Below are 19,119 nucleotides of genomic sequence, written 5' to 3'. Positions count from 1 at the left end.
TAAACAAACCCCCTTATTTTTCACAAAAAACCCCCCCCCCCCCCCCGGGGGGGGGGGGGGGCCCCCCCCCGGCCCCCCCCCCCCGCCGCCGGGCCCCTCCACCCCTACCCCGACACACCACACGGAGTACGCGCATGGCGCTCCAGGCACGCATCCGACCGGGCACCGGAAGGAGCGGACGCCGAGCCGGCCGGCTGCGGCCGGAGCGGCATCTGCTGCCCTACCTCTTCATCGCCCCCTTCTTCGTCGTCTTCGGCATCTTCGGGCTCTACCCGCTCCTCCAGACTTTCTGGGTCTCGCTCCACGACTGGGACCGCCTCGCCGGGCCCGGCCAGTGGACCGGACTCGACAACTTCACCCGCCTCCTCGGCGACTCCGACTTCTACACCGCCACCTACAACACCTTCAGCATCTTCGTGCTCTCCACCGCCCCGCAGCTGGTGGCCGCCGTCGCGCTGGCCTGGCTGCTGGACCGCAAACTCCGCGCGAGCAGCGTGTGGCGGGCCCTCGTCCTCGTTCCGCAGTACGTCTCCGTCGTCGCCGTCGCCCTCGTCTTCTCGCAGCTCTTCGGCCGCGACTTCGGCATCGTCAACTGGGCCCTCGAAGGGCTCGGGGTCATCAGCTCGCCCGTCGACTGGACCGCGGACACCTGGAGTTCGCACCTCGCGATCAGCTTCATGGTCATGTGGCGCTGGACCGGCTACAACGCCCTGATCTACCTCGCCGCGATGCAGGCAGTCCCGCGCGAGCTGTACGAGTCCGCGCAGATCGACGGCGCGGGGCGGCTGCGCACCTTCTTCAAGGTCACCCTTCCCGCCATCCGCCCGACCGTCGTGTTCACCGTGGTCATCTCCACCATCGGCGGACTCCAGCTGTTCGCCGAACCCTTCCTCTTCGACCAGCAGGGCAACGCCGAGGGCGGCGCCGAGCACCAGTTCCAGACCCTGACGCTGATGCTCTACAAGTACGGCTTCATCAACAACGACGCCGGATACGCCTCCGCCATCTCCTGGGTGCTCTTCCTCGTCATCGCGGTCGTCGCCGCAATCAACTTCCTGCTCGTACGCCGTTCCGACCGCGGCTGACCCGGTATCAGGAGAAAACCCATGGCCGTCACCACACCCACCCGGGTCCCCGCACCCCGCAGCACCGAAGGACGCGGCCGCCGCCACCGGCCGCCCCGCACCGGCCCCCGCCGTCCGGACCGCCCCGGCGCACTCGCGTACGGCGTGCTCGCCGCGATCACCGCCGCCTCGGTCTTCCCGCTCTACTGGAGCTTCGTCGTCGCCTCGCACGACGACAACTCGGTCCTCGCCGGCTCGACCCCGCCCCTGGTCCCCGGCGGGCACCTCTTCGAGAACATCCAGCGCGTCTTCGAGCTCTCCGCCTTCTGGCAGGCGCTCGGCAACTCACTGATCGTCGCCTCGACCACGGCCGTCAGCAACGTGCTGCTGTCCTCGCTGGCCGGCTTCGCCTTCGCCAAGCTCCGCTTCCCGGGCCGCGGCTTCCTGCTGGTCTGCGTCGTCGTCACCGTCATGGTCCCGACCCAGCTCGGCATCATCCCGCTCTACATGCTCGTCACCGACATGGGCCTGTACGGGAAGCTCTCCGCGCTCATCGTCCCCGCCCTGGTCTCCGCGATCGGCGTGTTCTGGATGCGGCAGGCCGTCGAGGAGAACATCCCCGACGAGCTGATCGAGGCCGCCCGGATGGACGGCGCCGGCCTGCTGCGCACGTACTGGCACGTGGTGGTGCCCGGCGTACGCACCACCGCGACCGTGCTGGGGATGTTCACCTTCATGTTCGCCTGGAACGACTACTTCTGGCCGCTCATCGCACTGCCGCCGGAGAACGGCACCGTGCAGATCGCGCTCAACCAGCTCGCGGCCGGCTACTACACCGACTACACGCTCATGCTCGCGGGCGTCGTGGTGTCCGTCCTCCCGGTGCTGGTCGTCTTCACCGTCCTGGCCCGCCGCATCGTCTCGGGAGTGATGGCCGGCGCCGTCAAGGGCTGACCCGTGGCACACCCCCCTCCGCACCCACGTCTCAGGAGACACATGACCGCCGCGCCGAGCGTCCGCGCACCCGGCCCGACCGGCGACAGCGCCGGGGCCATCAACAACCCCGTGCTGCCCGGATTCCACCCCGACCCCTCGATCCTGCGGGTCGGCACCGACTACTACCTCGCCACCTCCACCTTCGAATGGCTCCCCGGAGTCACCCTCCACCACTCCCGCGACCTCGTGCACTGGCGGTCCCTCGGCGGGATGCTGGACCAGGCCCGGCTGGTCGAACTGACCGGCAGACCCGACTCCGGCGGTGTCTGGGCGCCCTGCCTCTCGTACACCGACGGAGAGTTCCACCTCGTCTACAGCGACGTCACCAACCTCTCCGGCGCGTTCAAGGACGTGCGCAACCAGGTCATCACCGCCCCCACCCCGCAGGGGCCCTGGTCCGACCCGGTGCCGTTCCCCTCGCACGGCTTCGACCCCTCGCTCTTCCACGACGACGGGCCCGGCGGCGACGGACGCAGCTGGGCCCTGTGGATGGAGTGGGACCACCGGCCCGGCCGCCACCCCTTCGGCGGGATCCTGCTCCAGGAATGGGACCGCGCCGCCCGCCGCGTCACCGGCCCGGTCCACCGCATCTTCACCGGCACCGGACTCGCCCACACCGAGGGCCCCCACCTCTACCACCGCGACGGCTGGTACTACCTGGTCACCGCCGAGGGCGGCACCGGCTGGAACCACGCCGTCACCGTCGCCCGCGCCCGCCGCCCCGAAGGCCCGTACGCGACCGACCCGGCCGGGCCCCTGCTCACCTCCGCCGGACACGAGGACCACCCGCTCCAGAAGGCGGGGCACGGCAGCCTGGTCGCCACGCCCGCCGGCGAGTGGTTCCTCGCCCACCTCGTCGCCCGCCCGCTCACCCCGCGCGGCGCCTGCGTCATGGGCCGGGAGACCGCGATCCAGCGCATCGACTGGACACCCGACGGCTGGCCCCGGCTGGCCGACGCCCCCGGCGAGGACCCCGCCGCACCCCGGACCACCGTGCCCGGCCCCGCCCTGCCCCCGGCGCCCTTCCCGGACCCGCCGGCCCGCGACGACTTCGACGCCCCGGACCTCGGCCCCCTCTGGTCCACCCTGCGCCGGCACCCCTCCCCGGACTGGCTGAGCCTCACCGAGCGCCCGGGCCACCTCCGGCTGCGCGGCGCCCAGTCGCTCGGCTCCACCCACCACCAGTCCCTGGTCGCCCGCCGCCAGCAGTCATCCGGGCTCACCTTCACCACCGCGATGAGCGCCGAGCCCGGCTCACCGCTCCAGATGTCGGGGCTGGTCCACTACTACAACTCGACGCTCTGGCACTACCTCCACCTCACCTGGGACGAGGAGCTGGGCCGCGTCCTGCGCCTGGGCGTCTGCGACCACGGGGCGTACCGCGAACCCTGCGCGCCCCTGCCCGTGGGCGACGGACCCCTGGAGCTGCGCCTCACCGTACGGGGGGAGCGCGCCCGGTTCTCCGTACGCCCCCCGGGGCGGGACGCCTGGCAGCCGGCCGGGCCCGAGCTGGACACCAGCCCGCTCTCCGACGAGAACGCCACCCAGGGCGACCCGGACACCGGCCACTTCCGCACCTGGGGTTTCACCGGCGCGTTCATCGGCCTGTGCGCCCAGGACCTCACGGGCGCCGGAGCACCCACCGACTTCGACTGGACCGAATACCGGGCCGATACCCTTCCCGGAGCGGCAGCACAGTGACCACACGCAGAAACGGATGGCAAGGATGACGACGGAGACCACCGGCACCCCGGGCAAGGTCACCCTGAACACGATCGCCTCGGTGGCCGGTGTCTCCGTCTCCACGGTGTCCAAGGTGCTCAACGACCGCTCCGACGTCTCCGCCGAGACCAAGGAGCGCGTCGAGTCCGTCATGGACGAACTCGGCTACGAAAGACGCCCCGCCCGCCGCCGGGGCAGCGTGGTCGACCTGGTCCTCAACGAACTCGACAGCCTCTGGTCCGTCGAGATCATCCGGGGCGTGGACGAGGTCCTGGCCGAGGCGGGCGCCAGCATGGTGCTCTCCGCGGTCCACGGCCGCAGCGCCGACACCCGGGAGTGGCTGGACCAGCTCGCCGCGCGCCGCAGCAGCGGGGCGATCCTCGTCGTCTCCGACCTCACCTCGCAGCAGCGCAGACGGCTCACCGCCATGGACATCCCCTTCGTCCTGGTCGACCCCGTGGGCAACGTCGACGCGCTGGTCCCCACCGTCGGCGCCACCAACTGGGCCGGCGCCGTCAGCGCCACCGAGCACCTGATCGAGCTCGGCCACACCCGGATCGCCCACCTCGCCGGACCCCGGCAGCTGCTGTGCAGCCGGGCCCGCGCCGACGGCTTCCGGGCGGCCATGGAACGCGCCGAGCTGCCCGTACCGGAGGGCTGGGTCTCGCACGGCGAGTTCAACGACCGCTCGGGCCGGCAGGAGATGGCCCGGCTGCTCGACGGGGCCGCCGAACGCGGTGAGAAGCCGCCCACCGCGGTCTTCGCCGCCAGCGACCTCCAGGCGCTCGGTGCCTTCGAGGTGCTGCGCGCCCGCGGCATGGAGATCCCGGCGGACATGAGCGTGGTCGGCTTCGACGACCTGCCCGTGGCGCGCTGGACCCACCCCGCCCTGACGACCGTGCGCCAGCCCCTGCTGGACATGGCCTCCATGGCGGCGACCACGCTGCTCCGGATCATCGACGGCGAACAGGTCGACACCCTGCGCCTGGAACTCTCGACCCGTCTGGAGGTACGCGGCTCCACCGCCGCGCCCCTTACCGCCTGAGGGACCACGCACGAGGGCCCGGATGCCTTGCCGGCATCCGGGCCCTCGTGTCGTTCGTACCGTCCGCTACGGCAGCTGCGCCGCGCGTGCCTCGCGGCGGTTGCCGCGGAAGGTGTTCACCCGGCGGGCGGTCGCGAAGAGGGGAATCACCGCACCCAGGACCACCTGGAGCGCGCAGCCGGTCTGGAGGAGGAGCTGACCGCCGGGCGCGTCCAGCGCCCAGGCCGCCAGGAGCCCCATCGCGGCCACGATCCAGCCGAGCATCGCCACCGCGAGGACGCCCCGCGGCTTCGGGTACTCGACCCGGCTGACCATCAGCCACGCCACCCCGATGATCGCGAGCAGCGTCGGGACGAAGGGCAGTTCGAGCAGCACGATCGAGATGACCGTGAGCGCTCCGAAGGGGCTCGGCATGCCCTGGAACATGCCGTCCTTCATGGCCACGCAGGAGAACCGCGCGAGTCTGAGCACCACCGCCAGCAGCACCACGATCGCCGCGAGTGCCGAGACCCGCTGGTGTGCGTCGTCCGCGACCATGCCGTACACGAGGACGAAGTACGCCGGGGCGAGCCCGAAGCTGATGAGGTCCGAGAGGTTGTCCAGCTCGGCGCCCATCGGCGAGGAACGCAGCTTGCGGGCCACGAGCCCGTCGAACAGATCGAAGATCGCCGCCATGAGCATGAGGATCACGGCAGTGGCGGCGGAGTGCCGCGCCATGCCGCTCTCGTCACTGCCCGTGAGGTGCGGGATCAGAATGCCCGTGGTGGTGAAGTACACCGCCATGAACCCGCACGTGGCGTTACCGAGGGTGAGGGTGTCCGCTATCGACAGCCGCAGCGAGAGCGGCATGTCGTCGACGTCGTCGTCCGCCTCGGCCTCCGGGACCCAGCCGGCCTGTGTGTCGGGATCAATCACGGTCAATGCGAGTCACCCCCGCGGTGGTGGCCTGGCCGACCTCGACCGCGACGTCCACACCTTCCGGGAGGTAGATGTCGACGCGGGAGCCGAAGCGGATCAGCCCGATGCGCTCACCCTGCTCCACCTTCGTGCCCTGCGGGATGTAGGGCACGATGCGCCGGGCGACCGCGCCGGCGATCTGGACCATCTCGATGTCACCCAGCTCGGTGTCGAAGTGCCAGACGACGCGCTCGTTGTTCTCGCTCTCCTTGTTGAACGCGGGGACGAAGCCACCGGGCACGTGCTCCACCGACGTCACCGTGCCGGCCAGCGGTGCGCGGTTCACGTGGACGTTCAGCGGGCTCATGAAGATCGCGACGCGGGTACGCCCGTCCTTCCACGGCATGATGCTCTGCACCACGCCGTCGGCCGGTGAGATGACGCGCCCCCGGGTGATCTCGCGCTCCGGGTCCCGGAAGAACCAGAGCATGCCCGCCGCGAGCGCGGTGGTGGGCACGGCCACGGCCGCCCAGCGCCCGGACCGGCGGGCGCGGGTCAGGCTGAGGGCGGCGGTGGCGACGGTCGGCAGGAGCCACGGCGAAGCTCCGCGTGCGATGCGGACCCGGCCGCGTGAGGCAGAGGTATGGCTGTCGGGCATGGATGACCTTCGTAGCGGATTGAGCCGCGCTGGCAACGGGGGACGGCGGCTTTTCCGGCGATGTTATCGGTTGCTGGCCGCAACTGGGCAAGCCAGCAGCCGAGTCGGACGTCTGGAAGGCACCGGTTGAGGATGACAGGGTGTGATCTTCTTCGCGGTTAAATCACCACGAATGGGACGATCAACCCTGGAAACGGTACTCCTCGAGGAGCCGGCGCCCGATGATCATTTTCTGGATCTCGGCGGTACCTTCACCGATCAGCAGCATCGGTGCCTCGCGGTAGAGGCGCTCGATCTCGTACTCCTTGGAGAAGCCGTAGCCGCCATGGATACGGAAGGCGTCCTCGACGACTTCCTTGCAGTACTCGGAGGCGAGGTACTTCGCCATCCCTGCCTCCAGGTCGTTTCGCTCCCCGGAGTCCTTTTTGCGTGCCGCGTTTACCATCATGGCATGGGCGGCCTCGACCTTGGTGGCCATTTCGGCCAGCTTGAACTGGATCGCCTGGTGCTGCGCGATGGGTTTTCCGAAGGTCTGGCGCTGCTGTGCGTAGGAAACGCCCAGTTCGAACGCACGCTGTGCGACGCCGCAGCCACGGGCCGCGACATTGACGCGGCCGACCTCGACTCCGTCCATCATTTGGTAAAACCCTCGGCCGGTGACACCCCCCAGCACGCGATTGGCCGGAATTCGCAGTCCGTCCATGATGAGCTCGGTGGTATCGACCCCCTTGTAACCCATCTTGTCGATCTTGCCGGGAATCGTGAGCCCCGGTCGGACCTCGCCGAAGCCGGGTTCCTTCTCGACCAGGAACGTCGTCATCGACTTGTGCGGCGCGGTGCCCTCGGGGTGTCCTTCGTCACTCCGGCACAGAACGGCGACGAGTGACGACGTACCGCCATTCGTCAGCCACATCTTCTGGCCGTTCAGGACGTACTCCTCGCCGTCCTTGACGCCCTTCGAGCTGATCGCCGAGACGTCGGAGCCGAGCGCGGGCTCCGACATCGAGAACGCGCCCCGCACCTCGCCCAGCGCCATGCGCGGCAGGAAGGTGTCCTTCTGCTCCTGCGTGCCGTGCTGCTTGAGCATGTACGCCACGATGAAGTGCGTGTTGATGATGCCCGACACGCTCATCCAGCCCCGGGCGATCTCCTCCACGCACAGCGCGTACGTGAGCAGTGACTCGCCCAGACCGCCGTACTCCTCGGGGATCATGAGGCCGAACAGGCCGAGTTCCTTCAGCCCTTCGACGATCTCGGCGGGGTACTCGTCGCGGTGCTCCAGCCGGGTCGCGACCGGAATGATCTCCTTGTCGACAAAGTCCCTGACCGTCGAAAGGATCTCCTGCTGGACCTCGGTGAGCCCGGCCGTCTGGGCGAGTCGCGTCATGACTGCTTCTCCACGTTCTTCTGCGAAGGCTGGCTGAGCTCCGGGCGGCCGGGCTGCTCCCCGCCCCGCTCCTTGATGTACGTCTCCGTGGGGACCATGACCTTGCGGCGGAACACGCAGACGAGCGTGCCGTCCTGCTTGTAGCCCTTGGTCTCGACGTAGACGATTCCGCGGTCGTTCTTGGACCGCGACGGCGTCTTGTCCAGGACCGTCGTCTCGCCGTAGATCGTGTCGCCGTGGAAGGTCGGCGCCACGTGCTTCAGCGACTCGATCTCCAGGTTGGCGATGGCCTTTCCGGAGACGTCCGGCACCGACATCCCGAGCAGCAGCGAATAGATGTAGTTGCCCACGACGACGTTCTTGCCGAAATCGGTCGTGCTCTCCGCATAGTTGCTGTCCATGTGCAGCGGGTGATGATTCATGGTCAGCAGGCAGAAGAGGTGGTCGTCGTATTCGGTGACGGTCTTTCCGGGCCAGTGCTTGTAAACCGCACCGATCTCGAATTCCTCATAAGTGCGTCCGAACTGCATGTCAGGCCTCCGGGGCTTCGAACTTGGAGGTGCGCTGCATGCCGGCCGCCCGCCCCTTGCCCGCGACGACCAGGGCCATCTTGCGGCTGGCCTCGTCGATCATCTCGTCGCCGAGCATCGCCGAGCCCTTCTTGCCGCCCTCCTCGGAGGTGCACCAGTCGTAGGCGTCCAGGATCAGCTCGGCGTGGTCGTAGTCCTCCTGCGAGGGCGAGAACACCTCGTTGGCCGCGTCGACCTGGCCGGGGTGCAGCACCCACTTGCCGTCGAAGCCGAGCGCCGCCGCGCGGCCCGCGACCTCGCGGTAGGCGTCCACGTCGCGGATCTGGAGGAAGGGGCCGTCGATCGCCTGGAGGTCGTGCGTACGGGCCGCCATCAGGATGCGCATGAGGATGTAGTGGTAGGCGTCCGCCGGGTAGCCGGGCGGCTGCTGGCCGACGACCAGGGTCTTCATGTTGATCGACGCCATGAAGTCGGCCGGGCCGAAGATCAGCGTCTCCAGACGGGGCGAGGCGGCGCCGATCTCGTCGATGTTGACGAGGCCCTTGGCGTTCTCGATCTGCGCCTCGATGCCGATGCGGCCGACCTCGAAGCCCATCGTCTTCTCGATCTGCGTCAGCAGCAGGTCCAGCGCGACGACCTGCTGGGCGTCCTGGACCTTCGGCAGCATGATGCAGTCGAGGTTCGGCCCTGCGCCCTCGACGACCGTGATGACGTCCCGGTACGTCCAGTGCGTCGTCCAGTCGTTGACCCGGACCACCCGGGTCTTGCCCGTCCAGTCGCCGTTGTTCAGGGCGTCCACGATGTGGTGGCGGGCGCCCTCCTTGGCGAGCGGAGCGCAGGCGTCCTCCAGGTCCAGGAACACCTGGTCGGCCGGGAGGCCCTGGGCCTTCTCCAGGAACCGGGGGTTCGAGCCGGGCACGGCCAGACACGAGCGGCGCGGGCGCAGTCGGTTGACGGGGGTGGTCATGCGGGGACCTCCAGAGGGTCGAGCTTGTTCGCTTTCCGGATCTCGTCGACGATACGGCCGATGATCTCCGTGATGCCGAAGTCCTTCGGGGTGAACACGGCGGCGACACCCGCCCCGATCAGGGCCTCGGCGTCGGCCGGGGGAATGATGCCGCCGGCGATGACCGGGATGTCGCCGGCCCCGGTGCGGCGCAGCCGGACCAGCACGTCCGGCACCAGCTCGGCGTGCGAGCCGGACAGGATGGACAGGCCGACGCAGTGCACGTCCTCGGCGACGGCCGCCGAGACGATCTGTTCGGGCGTCAGCCGGATGCCCTGGTAGACCACCTCGAAGCCGGCGTCCCTGGCCCGCACCGCGATCTGCTCGGCGCCGTTGGAGTGGCCGTCCAGGCCCGGCTTGCCGACCAGCAGCCGCAGCCGCCCGACGCCCAGGTCCTCGGCGGTCCGCGCGGTCTTCTCGCGTACGAGGGCGAGCGGCGAGCCCTCCTCGGCGGTGACCGCGACCGGGGCCGACGACACCCCGGTCGGTGCCCGGAACTCGCCGAACACATCGCGCAGCGCCCAGGACCACTCGCCGGTGGTCACCCCGGCGCGGGCGCACTCGACGGTCGCCTCCATCAGGTTCCCGGTGCCGGCGGCGGCCTTCTTCAGCGCGGCCAGCGCCTCGGTGGCCCGGGGCTCGTCGCGGTTGTCCCGCCACTCGTGGAGCGCGGCGACGACCTTCGCCTCGTTGGCCGGGTCGACCGTCATGATCGCCCCGTCGAGGTCGGCGGTGAGCGGATTGGGCTCGGTCGTCTCGTAGACGTTGACGCCGACGATCTTCTCGTCGCCGGCCTCGATCCGGGCCCGCCGCTCGGCGTGCGAGGAGACCAGCTCGGACTTGAGGTAGCCGGACTCGACGGCCGCCATGGCGCCGCCCATCTGCTCGATCCGGTCCATCTCGGCCAGTGATTCGGCGACCAGCTCGTCCACCTTGGCCTCGATGACGTGCGAACCGGCGAAGATGTCCTCGTACTCCAGCAGGTCGCTCTCGTGCGCCAGGACCTGCTGGATGCGCAGCGACCACTGCTGGTCCCAGGGCCGGGGGAGCCCCAGCGCCTCGTTCCAGGCGGGCAGCTGGACCGCGCGGGCCCGGGCGTCCTTGGAGAGGGTCACGGCCAGCATTTCGAGCACGATGCGCTGGACGTTGTTCTCCGGCTGCGCCTCGGTCAGGCCGAGCGAGTTGACCTGGACGCCGTAGCGGAACCGGCGCTGTTTGGCGTCGGTGATGCCGTAGCGCTCGCGGGTGACCCGGTCCCAGATGCGGCCGAACGCCCGCATCTTGCACATCTCCTCGATGAAGCGGACGCCCGCGTTCACGAAGAACGAGATCCGCGCGACGACGGCCCCGAACTTCTCCTCGGGCACCTGCCCGGAGTCGCGTACGGCGTCCAGGACGGCGATGGCCGTCGACATCGCGTACGCGATCTCCTGGACCGGGGTCGCCCCCGCCTCCTGGAGGTGGTAGCTGCAGATGTTGATCGGGTTCCACTTGGGGATGCGGTTGACCGTGTACGTGATCATGTCGGTGGTCAGCCGCAGCGAGGGCCCGGGCGGGAAGACGTGCGTCCCGCGCGACAGGTACTCCTTGACGATGTCGTTCTGCGTGGTGCCCTGGAGCTTGCCCGGGTCGGCGCCCTGCTCCTCCGCGACGACCTGGTAGAGCGCCAGCAGCCACATGGCGGTGGCGTTGATCGTCATGGAGGTGTTCATCTGCTCCAGGGGAATGTCCTGGAACAGCCGCCGCATGTCACCGAGGTGCGAGACGGGCACACCGACCCGGCCGACCTCGCCGCGCGCCAGCACGTGGTCGGGGTCGTAACCGGTCTGGGTCGGCAGGTCGAAGGCGACCGACAGACCCGTCTGGCCCTTGGCGAGGTTGCGCCGGTAGAGCTCGTTGGACGCCTCGGCCGTGGAGTGGCCCGCGTACGTCCGCATGAGCCAGGGGCGGTCCTTCTGACGTTCCGTCATGGCCGGACCTCAGACGTTCCGGAAGCGGTTGATGGCGTCCAGGTGCTTCGCGCGCATCTCGTGGTCGCGCACGCCCATGCCCTCGCGCGGGGCCAGCGCCAGGACGCCGACCTTGCCCTGGTGGGCGTTGCGGTGCACGTCGTGGGCTGCCTGGCCGGTCTCCTCCAGCGAGTAGACCTTGGAGAGCGTCGGGTGGATCTTGCCCTTGGCGATCAGGCGGTTGGCCTCCCACGCCTCGCGGTAGTTGGCGAAGTGGGAGCCGATGATGCGCTTGAGCGACATCCACAGGTAGCGGTTGTCGTACTCGTGGTTGTAGCCCGAGGTCGAGGCGCAGGTGACGATGGTGCCGCCCTTGCGGGTCACGTAGACGCTCGCGCCGAAGGTCTCGCGGCCGGGGTGCTCGAAGACGATGTCCACGTCCTCGCCGCCGGTCAGTTCACGGATGCGCTTGCCGAACCGCTTCCACTCGCGCGGGTCCTGGTTCTGCTCGTCCTGCCAGAACGCGTAGCCCTCGGCGTTGCGGTCGATGATCGCCTCGGCGCCCATCTTCCGGCAGATGTCCGCCTTCTGCTCGCTGGAGACGACGCAGATCGGGTTGGCGCCGCCGGCCAGCGCGAACTGCGTGGCGTAGGAGCCGAGTCCGCCGCTGGCGCCCCAGATCAGCACGTTGTCGCCCTGCTTCATGCCGGCGCCGTTGCGCGAGACGAGCTGGCGGTACGCGGTCGAGTTGACGAGCCCGGGAGCCGCGGCCTCCTCCCAGCTGAGGTGGTCGGGCTTCGGCATCAGCTGGTTGGACTTGACGAGCGCGATCTCCGCCAGACCGCCGAAGTTGGTCTCGAAGCCCCAGATCCGCTGCTCCGGGTCGAGCATCGTGTCGTTGTGGCCGTCCGAGGACTCCAGTTCGACCGAGAGGCAGTGCGCGACGACCTCGTCACCGGGCTTCCAGGCGTTGACGCCCGGGCCGGTGCGCAGGACGACGCCCGCCAGGTCGGAACCGATGATGTGGTACGGCAGGTCGTGGCGCTTGGTGAGCTCGCTGACCCGGCCGTAGCGCTCCAGGAAGCCGAAGGTGGAGACCGGCTCGAAGATGGAGGTCCAGACGGAGTTGTAGTTCACCGAGCTGGCCATGACCGCGACCAGGGCCTCGCCCGGACCGAGCTCCGGCACCGGCACGTCCTCCACGTGGAGGGACTTGCGCGGGTCCTTGTCGCGGCTGTCGACGCCCGCGAACATCTCGGCCTCGTCCTTGTGGACGGTGACGGCGCGGTACGACTCGGGCACGGGGAGCGCCGCGAAGTCGGCGGCGGTGGGCGCGGTGGAGCCGCCCTTCGCCTCGGTCTGCGACTGGATCGCGTCCAGGATTTCCTTCACGGGTGCCTCCGGCGGTGCGGCGTTCGAGGGAACGCTGAGGGGCCCTGAGAACAGGGGGGACGGGTCTGGAGGTGTGCCGTCGGTTCGGCGGGGTGGAACTCGGCTGCTTGCTCGGTGGAGCAGAAGGGTTGCCTGGTGACGCAGGCGCCCGGGCGCGCAAACGCGGTGGTTTGCGGGGACAGCCGGCGTACGTGAGATCCCAGCACGCCGGCCGCCCGGATGCCTTCAACGTATGGCACTGCGTGACAGCTGACAAGGCACTCGGTGCCAGTAATTTCCCTCAATTGTCAGCCGGTCGCCACGCATGAGCAACACGGGTGGCGGTATGGCGTGAATCGCCCCGATATGGCAGGTCAGGGACGTGTGCAGCGGTAGATGTACGGGGTCGTGGTGGTCAGGGCCGTGAAGCCGAGGCGCTCCAGGATCGGGCGGCTTTCCTCGGTGGCGTCGACCTGGAGGTAGTCGCAGCCCCGCTCCGCCGCCACACCCGCCCGGAAGGCCACCAGCGCCCGGTAGACGCCCCGCCCGCGCCACGCGGGGTCCGTGCCGCCGCCCCACAGCCCCGCGAACCCCGTCCCCGGGTACAGCTCCATCCGGGCCGAGCTCACCGGCTCGTCGCCCGCCATGGCCACCAGCGCCACGAAGTGCTCCGGGGCCTCCCGCAGCCGCTCCAGGACCAGCCGGCGCAGCCATGAGCCGTCGCGGCCGAAGGCCCGCTCATTGGCGCGCGCCATCAGCTCGGCGCCCGCCTCGTCCCGCACCTCCTCCAGCCGGACGCCCTCCGGCGGCCGTACCGCCGTGGCGAGCTCCGCCACCCGCGCCACGAGCAGCGTCTCCGGCTCCTGCGCCTCGAAGCCCGCCGCCAGCAGCCGCGCCCCCAGGTCGGCGGGCCGGTCGTGCCCGTACAGCTTCCACTCGAACTCCGCGCAGCCCGCCCGTCCGCAGTACGCCACCTGCTCCGCGACCGCCGCGTCCGCCCGGGCGGCGTCCAGGTCCGGCGCGGACCACACCACCCCGTTCCAGCCGTGCGCGGCGCCCACCTGCCGTACGACGTCACCGGCGCGTTCGACGCGGAGGCCGGGGGCCTCGGGGCGGGCCTCTTCGCGCATCACCCGGTCGAAATGGGCGAGCAGACGGGCCGGGCCGGATGTCACATGATCGTTCATGCGCACACCACAGCACCGGGGACCCGCCCCGGCAACAGGGTTTCCGGGGCGGCTCAGCGCTCCTTGAGGGCCTGCTGGATCGTCCGCATCACTTCGTCCAGCGGCGCGTCCGTGCGCGCCACCGCGACCAGCACCTCGCCCTGGGTCTCCACCGAGGCGGCCGGCGGCTTCGCGGGCTCGGCGCCCGCCGTGCGGCCCGCGCCGATGCCCGTGCCGAAGGTGTCGCGCACGATGGCGAACGCCTGGTCGAGCTGCGCCTCCACGTCGCCCTGCCCGTCCGCCCGCAGCCAGCGGCGCAGCACGTGGTTGTGCGCGGTGACGACGGCGGAAGCGGCGACCTCGGCCAGCAACGGGTCGTCGTTGCCGGGGTGGTGGTCGCGCTCGTCGAAGTGGCCCAGCAGATACCGCGTGAACAGCCGCTCGTAGCGGGCCACCGAGGCGATCTCCGCCTGGCGCAGCGTCGGCACCTCGCGGGTCAGCTTGTAACGGGCCACGGAGACCGCGGGCTTGGCCGCGTACATCCGCATGACTTCCTTGATGCCCCGGCACACCGTGTCGAGCGGGTGCTCGTGCGCGGGGGCCGCGTTGAGGACCGCCTCGGCCCGCACGAGGGTGTCGTCGTGGTCCGGGAAGATCGCCTCTTCCTTGGAACGGAAGTGGCGGAAGAACGTCCGCCGGGCCACGCCCGCCGCCCCGGCGATCTCGTCGACCGTGGTCGCTTCGTACCCCTTCGTCGCGAAGAGTTCCATCGCCGCGGCGGCCAGCTCGCGGCGCATTTTGAGCCGCTGGGCGGCGGCTCGGGTGCCCGCGGCACTTTCCGGGACGTCGGGCGCGGCGGACACACGGGAGGACTTGGCGGGCTGGGACATGGTGTGAACGTACTGCATGGGGGCGGGAGAGCGCGCCTGCGGGGGCGGGCCGCCCGGAGGCCCGAGCAGCCCGCCCCAGCCGGCTCCCGCGTCAGCGCCGGGCATATTCGCGGAATCCGCGCCCCGTCTTGCGGCCGAGGCAGCCCGCGGCCACCAGGTGCTCCAGGAGCGGGGCGGGCGCCAGGCCCGGGTCGCGGAACTCGTTGTGGAGGACCTTCTCGATGGCGAGCGAGACATCGAGCCCGACCACGTCCAGCAGCTCGAACGGGCCCATCGGGTAGCCGCCGCCCAGCTTCATCGCGGCGTCGATGTCATCGAGGGACGCGTAGTGCTCCTCGACCATCTTGATGGCGTTGTTGAGGTACGGGAACAGCAGCGCGTTCACGATGAAGCCGGCCCGGTCCCCGCAGTCCACCGGGTGCTTGCGGACCGCGTGGCACACCTCGTGGACCGTGGCGAGCACCTCGTCGGCCGTGAGCACCGTACGCACGACCTCGACCAGCTTCATCGCGGGCGCCGGGTTGAAGAAGTGCATCCCGACGACGTCCTGGGGCCGTCCGGTGGCGCGGGCGATCGCGACGACCGGCAGCGAGGAGGTGGTCGTGGCCAGCACCGCGCCCGGCCGGCACACCTTGTCCAGCGTGGCGAACAGCTCCCGCTTGACCAGCAGGTCCTCGGCGACCGCCTCGACCGCGAGGTCCACCTCCGCGAAGGCGTCCAGCGAGGCCGCCGCGGTGATCCGGCCCAGCGTCTCGTCGCGGGCCTGCTCGCTCAGCCGCCCCTTGGTGACCGACCGGCCCAGCGACTTCGCGATCCGGGCCTTGGCGAGGTCCGCCTTCTCCTGGCCGCGCGCGGCGAGCACCACGTCGTATCCGGCCTTGGCGAAGACCTCCGCGATCCCCGAGGCCATCGTCCCGGAGCCCGCGACGCCCACCGAGCGCACGGTGCGTCCGGCGGCCTCCTCGCCGCGCGGCGCGGGCGTCAGCGCGTCCGGCACCACGGCCTGGCTGCCCGGCCCGGCGTAGGTGTAGAAGCCGCGGCCCGCCTTGCGGCCGGTCAGACCGGCGGAGGCGAGCTGGCCCAGGATGGGCGCGGGGGCGTGCAGACGGTCGTGCGAGGAGGAGTACATCGCCTCCAGGACCGTGCGGGCCGTGTCGATGCCGATCAGGTCCAGCAGGGCCAGCGGGCCCATCGGCAGACCGCAGCCCAGCCTCATCGCGGCGTCGATGTCCTCGCGCGTCGCGTAGTTCGCCTCGTACATCGCGGCGGCCTGGTTGAGGTAGCCGAACAGCAGGCCGTCCGCGACGAATCCGGGCCGGTCGCCGACGGCCACCGGCTCCTTGCCCAGCAGGCGCGCCAGCTCGGTGACCGCCTCGACGGCGGGCGGGGCGGTCAGCACCGAGGAGACCACCTCGACCAGCTTCATCGCCGGCGCCGGGTTGAAGAAGTGCAGGCCCAGCACCCGCTCGGGGCGCTGCGACTCGGCCGCGAGACGAGTCACGGACAGGGCGTTGGTGCCGGTCGCGAGGATCGTGGTGGGGGAGACGACCGCGTCGAGCTCCCGGAAGACCTGCTGCTTGATCTCGTACGACTCCGGCACGACCTCGATGACCAGCTCCGCGTCGGCGGCCGCCTGGAGGTCGGAGAAGGTACGGAAGCGGGCGAGCGCGTCGCGCCGCTCCTCCTCCGTGATCCGCCCGCGCTCCACGGCACGTGCGGTGGACGCCTCCAGCGAGGCGACGGCCCGGCGGGCGGCGGCCTCGTCGGTGTCGATGCCGATGACCTCACGCCCGGAGCGGGCCAGGACCTCGGCGATTCCGGTGCCCATCGTGCCGAGGCCGACGACGGCAATGGTGGAGAGAGGGATGTCCATCACGGGACTCCAGGGATGAGTGACGACTGAGGGGACGCACGGGGCGCGCGGCGCACGGCGTGCGGGAGGTGCCTGTCGTGGTGTTCGACCACCGGGCGTGATCCACGCACGGGACCGGAAAGGAGCGACGGACCCTGTCCCGGGGCCACGTCTCGTACAGCTGCCGAACCGACAACACTCCGGGGCTGCGTCACCAGGCCATCGGAGCGACGGGATCGGATCCCGCTCAACTGAGCTTAACCAGTGAGTAACGAGCGCGCCAGCCCTGGCCAGTTGTGGCCCGCACCACATTCCCGTGCTCCGTCGGCACGCACCGTGTCCGCCGATACGCTGACGGTCATGGACGACGAGGAGTTCCGGTCACTGGCGCACCGGCTGGCCGACGAGGCGGGGGATGCGGCGGCCTGCCGCGCCCTGCTCGTCACCGAGGACGACGAGGAACTGGCCCGGGTCCTCGTCGAGCACGAACGCCCGCTGTGGGCGCGCGAGATCGCCGCGTTCCGCCTCGGCTGCGCCGGGGACCGCCGCGCCTTCGAACCCCTGGTGCTCCTCCTCAACCACCGCGACCCCGACCGCTGCGTCAGCGCCGCCCACGCCCTGGCCCGCCTCGGCGACCCCCGCACCCCGCGCGCCGCCGCCGCCCTCGCCACCAACTCCCTGCGCACCGCCTACGCTCTCCACCCGGTCCGCCTGCTCACCGCGCTCCGCGCCCCGGAGTCCGTACCGGCCCTCGTGACCACGCTGTCCCGCCTGCTGGGCCCGGACGAACCGCACTGGCGCGTCGCGCTCGCCTGCGTGGAGGGCCTGGGCTCCCTGGGCGACCCCGCCGCCCGCCCTGTCCTGGAGGCGGCCCTGCCTCGGCCCCGGCTGGCGGGGGCGGCGCGGGAGGCGCTCGGGCGGCTGCCGGGCGAATGACCGAAGGGGCGCGCGCGGATGGTCCGCGCGCGCCCCTCGGTGCCCTGGTTCAGTTCTCTCGTCCCTCGTTCACCCCCGGAACCCCAGCAGCCCGTGCAGCGTGCTGCCCGGGTCCGGGCGGGACGCCGGGCGGGCCGACTTGGCGGTCTCCGGCTCCGGGTCGGGGGTCTTCGCGCAGACCGCGTCCGCCTCGCCCCGGCCGGCGCGGGGGAGCGTGCCCTTCGCCAGGTAGTCCGTCAGGTAGCGGTCCAGGCAGGCGTTGCCGCTCAGGGTGACGCCGTGGTTGCCGCCGCCCTGTTCGACGACCAGGCGGGAGCCGCGCAGCTTGCGGTGCAGGGTGACTCCGCCCTCGTACGGGGTGGCCGCGTCGTCCGTCGCCTGGAACAGCAGCACCGGCGGCAGGGCGTGGTTGGAGACCCGCACCGGGTTCAGCGGCTCCACCGGCCAGTCGGCGCACGGGGCGTTGTACCAGGTATTGCCCCAGGCCATGAACGGGGCCTTCGCGTGCACCCGCCAGGTGTCGTTGCGCCAGGTGTTCCAGTCGCGCGGCCACTCCGCGTCCCGGCACTGGACGGCCGTGTAGACCGAATATCCGTTGTCGCCCTCGGCGTCCACCGCGCCGAACCGTTCGAACGCCGCGACGAGCGGCTTCGCGTCCTTGTCGTTGACGTACGCGGCGAACGCCTCGGCCAGCACCGGCCAGTAGCCGTTGTAGTAGCCGCCGGGCAGGAAGGTGTCGTCCAGCTCGCCCGCGCCGACCTTCCTGCCCGCCGGGCGCTTCTTCACCGTGTCCCGCATCCGGTACCAGGCGGCCTCGACCTTCGCCGGGTCACCGCCCAGGTGATAGGTGGCGTCGTACTTCGCGACCCAGGCGGCGAACGCCTTGTGCCGGGTGTCGAACGCGTAGTCCTGGGTGAGGTTGTCCTCGTACCAGACGCCCTCGGGGTCCACGTTCGAATCGAGGACCAGGCGCCGGACGCGGTCCGGGAAGAGCTTCGCGTACACCGCGCCGAGATAGGTGCCGTAGGAGTAGCCGAAGTAGTTGAGCTGCCGCGCCCCGGTCGCGCGCCGGATCACCTCCAGGTCCTTGGCCGCGCTCACCGTGTCCATGTACGGGAGCAGGTCCGGGTACTTCTCGCCGCAGGCCGCCGCGAAGTCGCGGGCCCGGTTGCGGTTGACCCGCTCGCCGCCGAGGGACTGCGGTACGGGGTCGGGCCTGACCGGGTCGAAGTACCCGGGCAGGCAGTCCAGGGCCGGGCGGCTCCTCCCGACGCCGCGCGGGTCGAAACCGATCACGTCGTATTGCGAGGCGACCGCCTCCGGTAGCGAGGCGGCGACGAACGGGGCCATCGACAGGCCGCTGCCGCCCGGCCCGCCCGGGTTCACCAGCAGCGGGCCCTGGAAGGTCTTCGAGGTGTGCGGCACGCGCGTCAGGGCCAGGGTGACCTGGCGGCCCGCCGGGTCGTCGTGGTCCAGCGGCGAGCGCACCGTCGCGCACTGGAGCGTCGGCGACGCCTTCGTACCGCAGTCCTTCCAGGCGAGCGGTGCGGCACGCGGTGTCGCGGTGTCCGCCGCGGCCGGGGCGGCGGTCACCAGACCGGCGACCGTCGCCCCGAGGGCGCACAGCAGTACTGAACGGTTCGTCATATG

16 protein-coding genes are annotated in these 19,119 nt (G+C 70.8%); 5 read left to right on the top strand and 11 right to left on the bottom strand.

Annotated features, from left to right (window positions below; all coding sequences use genetic code 11):
- Nucleotides 1-134 precede the first annotated feature (134 nt).
- The 4 genes from ACFZAT_RS09995 to ACFZAT_RS09980 are packed head-to-tail and all read left to right on the top strand — an operon-like array spanning nucleotide 135 to nucleotide 4,827.
- On the top strand, nucleotides 135-1,085 hold the full coding sequence (locus ACFZAT_RS09995) for an ABC transporter permease subunit (protein WP_391262551.1): 951 nt from the start codon (nucleotides 135-137) through the stop codon (nucleotides 1,083-1,085).
- A gap of 21 nt (nucleotides 1,086-1,106) precedes the next feature.
- Complete coding sequence (locus ACFZAT_RS09990) at nucleotides 1,107-2,018, top strand: ABC transporter permease subunit (RefSeq protein ID WP_391262549.1); 912 nt, start codon at nucleotides 1,107-1,109, stop codon at nucleotides 2,016-2,018.
- A 42-nt stretch (nucleotides 2,019-2,060) separates the two neighbouring features.
- A complete protein-coding gene (locus tag ACFZAT_RS09985; RefSeq protein WP_391262547.1) occupies nucleotides 2,061-3,761 on the top strand; it encodes a family 43 glycosylhydrolase in 1,701 nt (566 codons plus the stop codon).
- 25 nt (nucleotides 3,762-3,786) lie between these two features.
- Entirely contained in the window at nucleotides 3,787-4,827 is a 1,041-nt protein-coding gene (locus ACFZAT_RS09980; RefSeq protein WP_391262545.1) for a substrate-binding domain-containing protein, read from the top strand.
- Between the two features lie 66 nt (nucleotides 4,828-4,893).
- Here ACFZAT_RS09980 and pssA read toward each other — a convergent pair whose 3' ends face one another.
- From pssA to ACFZAT_RS09930, 10 genes are all read right to left on the bottom strand, one after another.
- Nucleotides 4,894-5,748, bottom strand: coding sequence for a CDP-diacylglycerol--serine O-phosphatidyltransferase (gene pssA / locus ACFZAT_RS09975; RefSeq protein ID WP_391262543.1), 855 nt, complete (start codon nucleotides 5,746-5,748; stop codon nucleotides 4,894-4,896).
- On the bottom strand, nucleotides 5,735-6,382 hold the full coding sequence (locus ACFZAT_RS09970; protein ID WP_018100353.1) for a phosphatidylserine decarboxylase: 648 nt from the start codon (nucleotides 6,380-6,382) through the stop codon (nucleotides 5,735-5,737). Before ACFZAT_RS09970 ends, pssA begins: the two co-directional genes overlap by 14 nt.
- 181 nt (nucleotides 6,383-6,563) lie before the next feature.
- A complete protein-coding gene (locus tag ACFZAT_RS09965) occupies nucleotides 6,564-7,769 on the bottom strand; it encodes an acyl-CoA dehydrogenase family protein (RefSeq protein WP_391262541.1) in 1,206 nt (401 codons plus the stop codon).
- Nucleotides 7,766-8,299 carry a MaoC/PaaZ C-terminal domain-containing protein gene (locus ACFZAT_RS09960; protein WP_391262539.1) on the bottom strand — a complete coding sequence of 178 codons (534 nt, stop codon included), beginning with the start codon at nucleotides 8,297-8,299 and terminating at the stop codon, nucleotides 7,766-7,768. Before ACFZAT_RS09960 ends, ACFZAT_RS09965 begins: the two co-directional genes overlap by 4 nt.
- A 1-nt stretch (nucleotide 8,300) precedes the next feature.
- Entirely contained in the window at nucleotides 8,301-9,266 is a 966-nt protein-coding gene (locus ACFZAT_RS09955) for a CoA ester lyase (protein WP_164398732.1), read from the bottom strand.
- The gene (locus tag ACFZAT_RS09950; RefSeq protein ID WP_391262537.1) at nucleotides 9,263-11,275 is read right to left on the bottom strand and encodes a methylmalonyl-CoA mutase family protein; all 2,013 of its coding nucleotides are present in this window, start codon (nucleotides 11,273-11,275) and stop codon (nucleotides 9,263-9,265) included. The genes ACFZAT_RS09955 and ACFZAT_RS09950 overlap by 4 nt, the downstream gene beginning before the upstream one ends.
- A gap of 9 nt (nucleotides 11,276-11,284) precedes the next feature.
- A complete protein-coding gene (gene ccrA / locus ACFZAT_RS09945) occupies nucleotides 11,285-12,646 on the bottom strand; it encodes a crotonyl-CoA carboxylase/reductase (RefSeq protein WP_391262535.1) in 1,362 nt (453 codons plus the stop codon).
- 353 nt (nucleotides 12,647-12,999) lie between these two features.
- Nucleotides 13,000-13,812: a GNAT family N-acetyltransferase gene (locus tag ACFZAT_RS09940; RefSeq protein WP_391262533.1), complete on the bottom strand. Its 813-nt coding sequence runs from the start codon at nucleotides 13,810-13,812 to the stop codon at nucleotides 13,000-13,002.
- Between the two features lie 53 nt (nucleotides 13,813-13,865).
- Complete coding sequence (locus ACFZAT_RS09935) at nucleotides 13,866-14,681, bottom strand: TetR family transcriptional regulator (protein WP_391262531.1); 816 nt, start codon at nucleotides 14,679-14,681, stop codon at nucleotides 13,866-13,868.
- Between the two features lie 91 nt (nucleotides 14,682-14,772).
- Nucleotides 14,773-16,554 (bottom strand): 3-hydroxybutyryl-CoA dehydrogenase, encoded by a 1,782-nt coding sequence (locus ACFZAT_RS09930; RefSeq protein ID WP_391262529.1) that lies wholly within the window; start codon nucleotides 16,552-16,554, stop codon nucleotides 14,773-14,775.
- 339 nt (nucleotides 16,555-16,893) lie between these two features.
- Between ACFZAT_RS09930 and ACFZAT_RS09925 the strand changes: the two genes are divergently transcribed.
- Nucleotides 16,894-17,469, top strand: coding sequence for an adenylosuccinate lyase (locus ACFZAT_RS09925; protein WP_391262527.1), 576 nt, complete (start codon nucleotides 16,894-16,896; stop codon nucleotides 17,467-17,469).
- A 69-nt stretch (nucleotides 17,470-17,538) separates the two neighbouring features.
- Here ACFZAT_RS09925 and ACFZAT_RS09920 read toward each other — a convergent pair whose 3' ends face one another.
- Nucleotides 17,539-19,116, bottom strand: a complete 1,578-nt coding sequence (locus ACFZAT_RS09920) for an alpha/beta fold hydrolase (RefSeq protein WP_391262526.1) — start codon at nucleotides 19,114-19,116, stop codon at nucleotides 17,539-17,541.
- Nucleotides 19,117-19,119 lie beyond the last annotated feature (3 nt).

This window comes from Streptomyces sp. NPDC008163 (assembly GCF_042956885.1).
Taxonomy (GTDB): Bacteria; Actinomycetota; Actinomycetes; order Streptomycetales; family Streptomycetaceae; genus Streptomyces; species Streptomyces drozdowiczii_A.
Note: the sequence above shows the minus strand (reverse complement) of the source record. Positions and strands in the feature narration are given on the sequence as shown.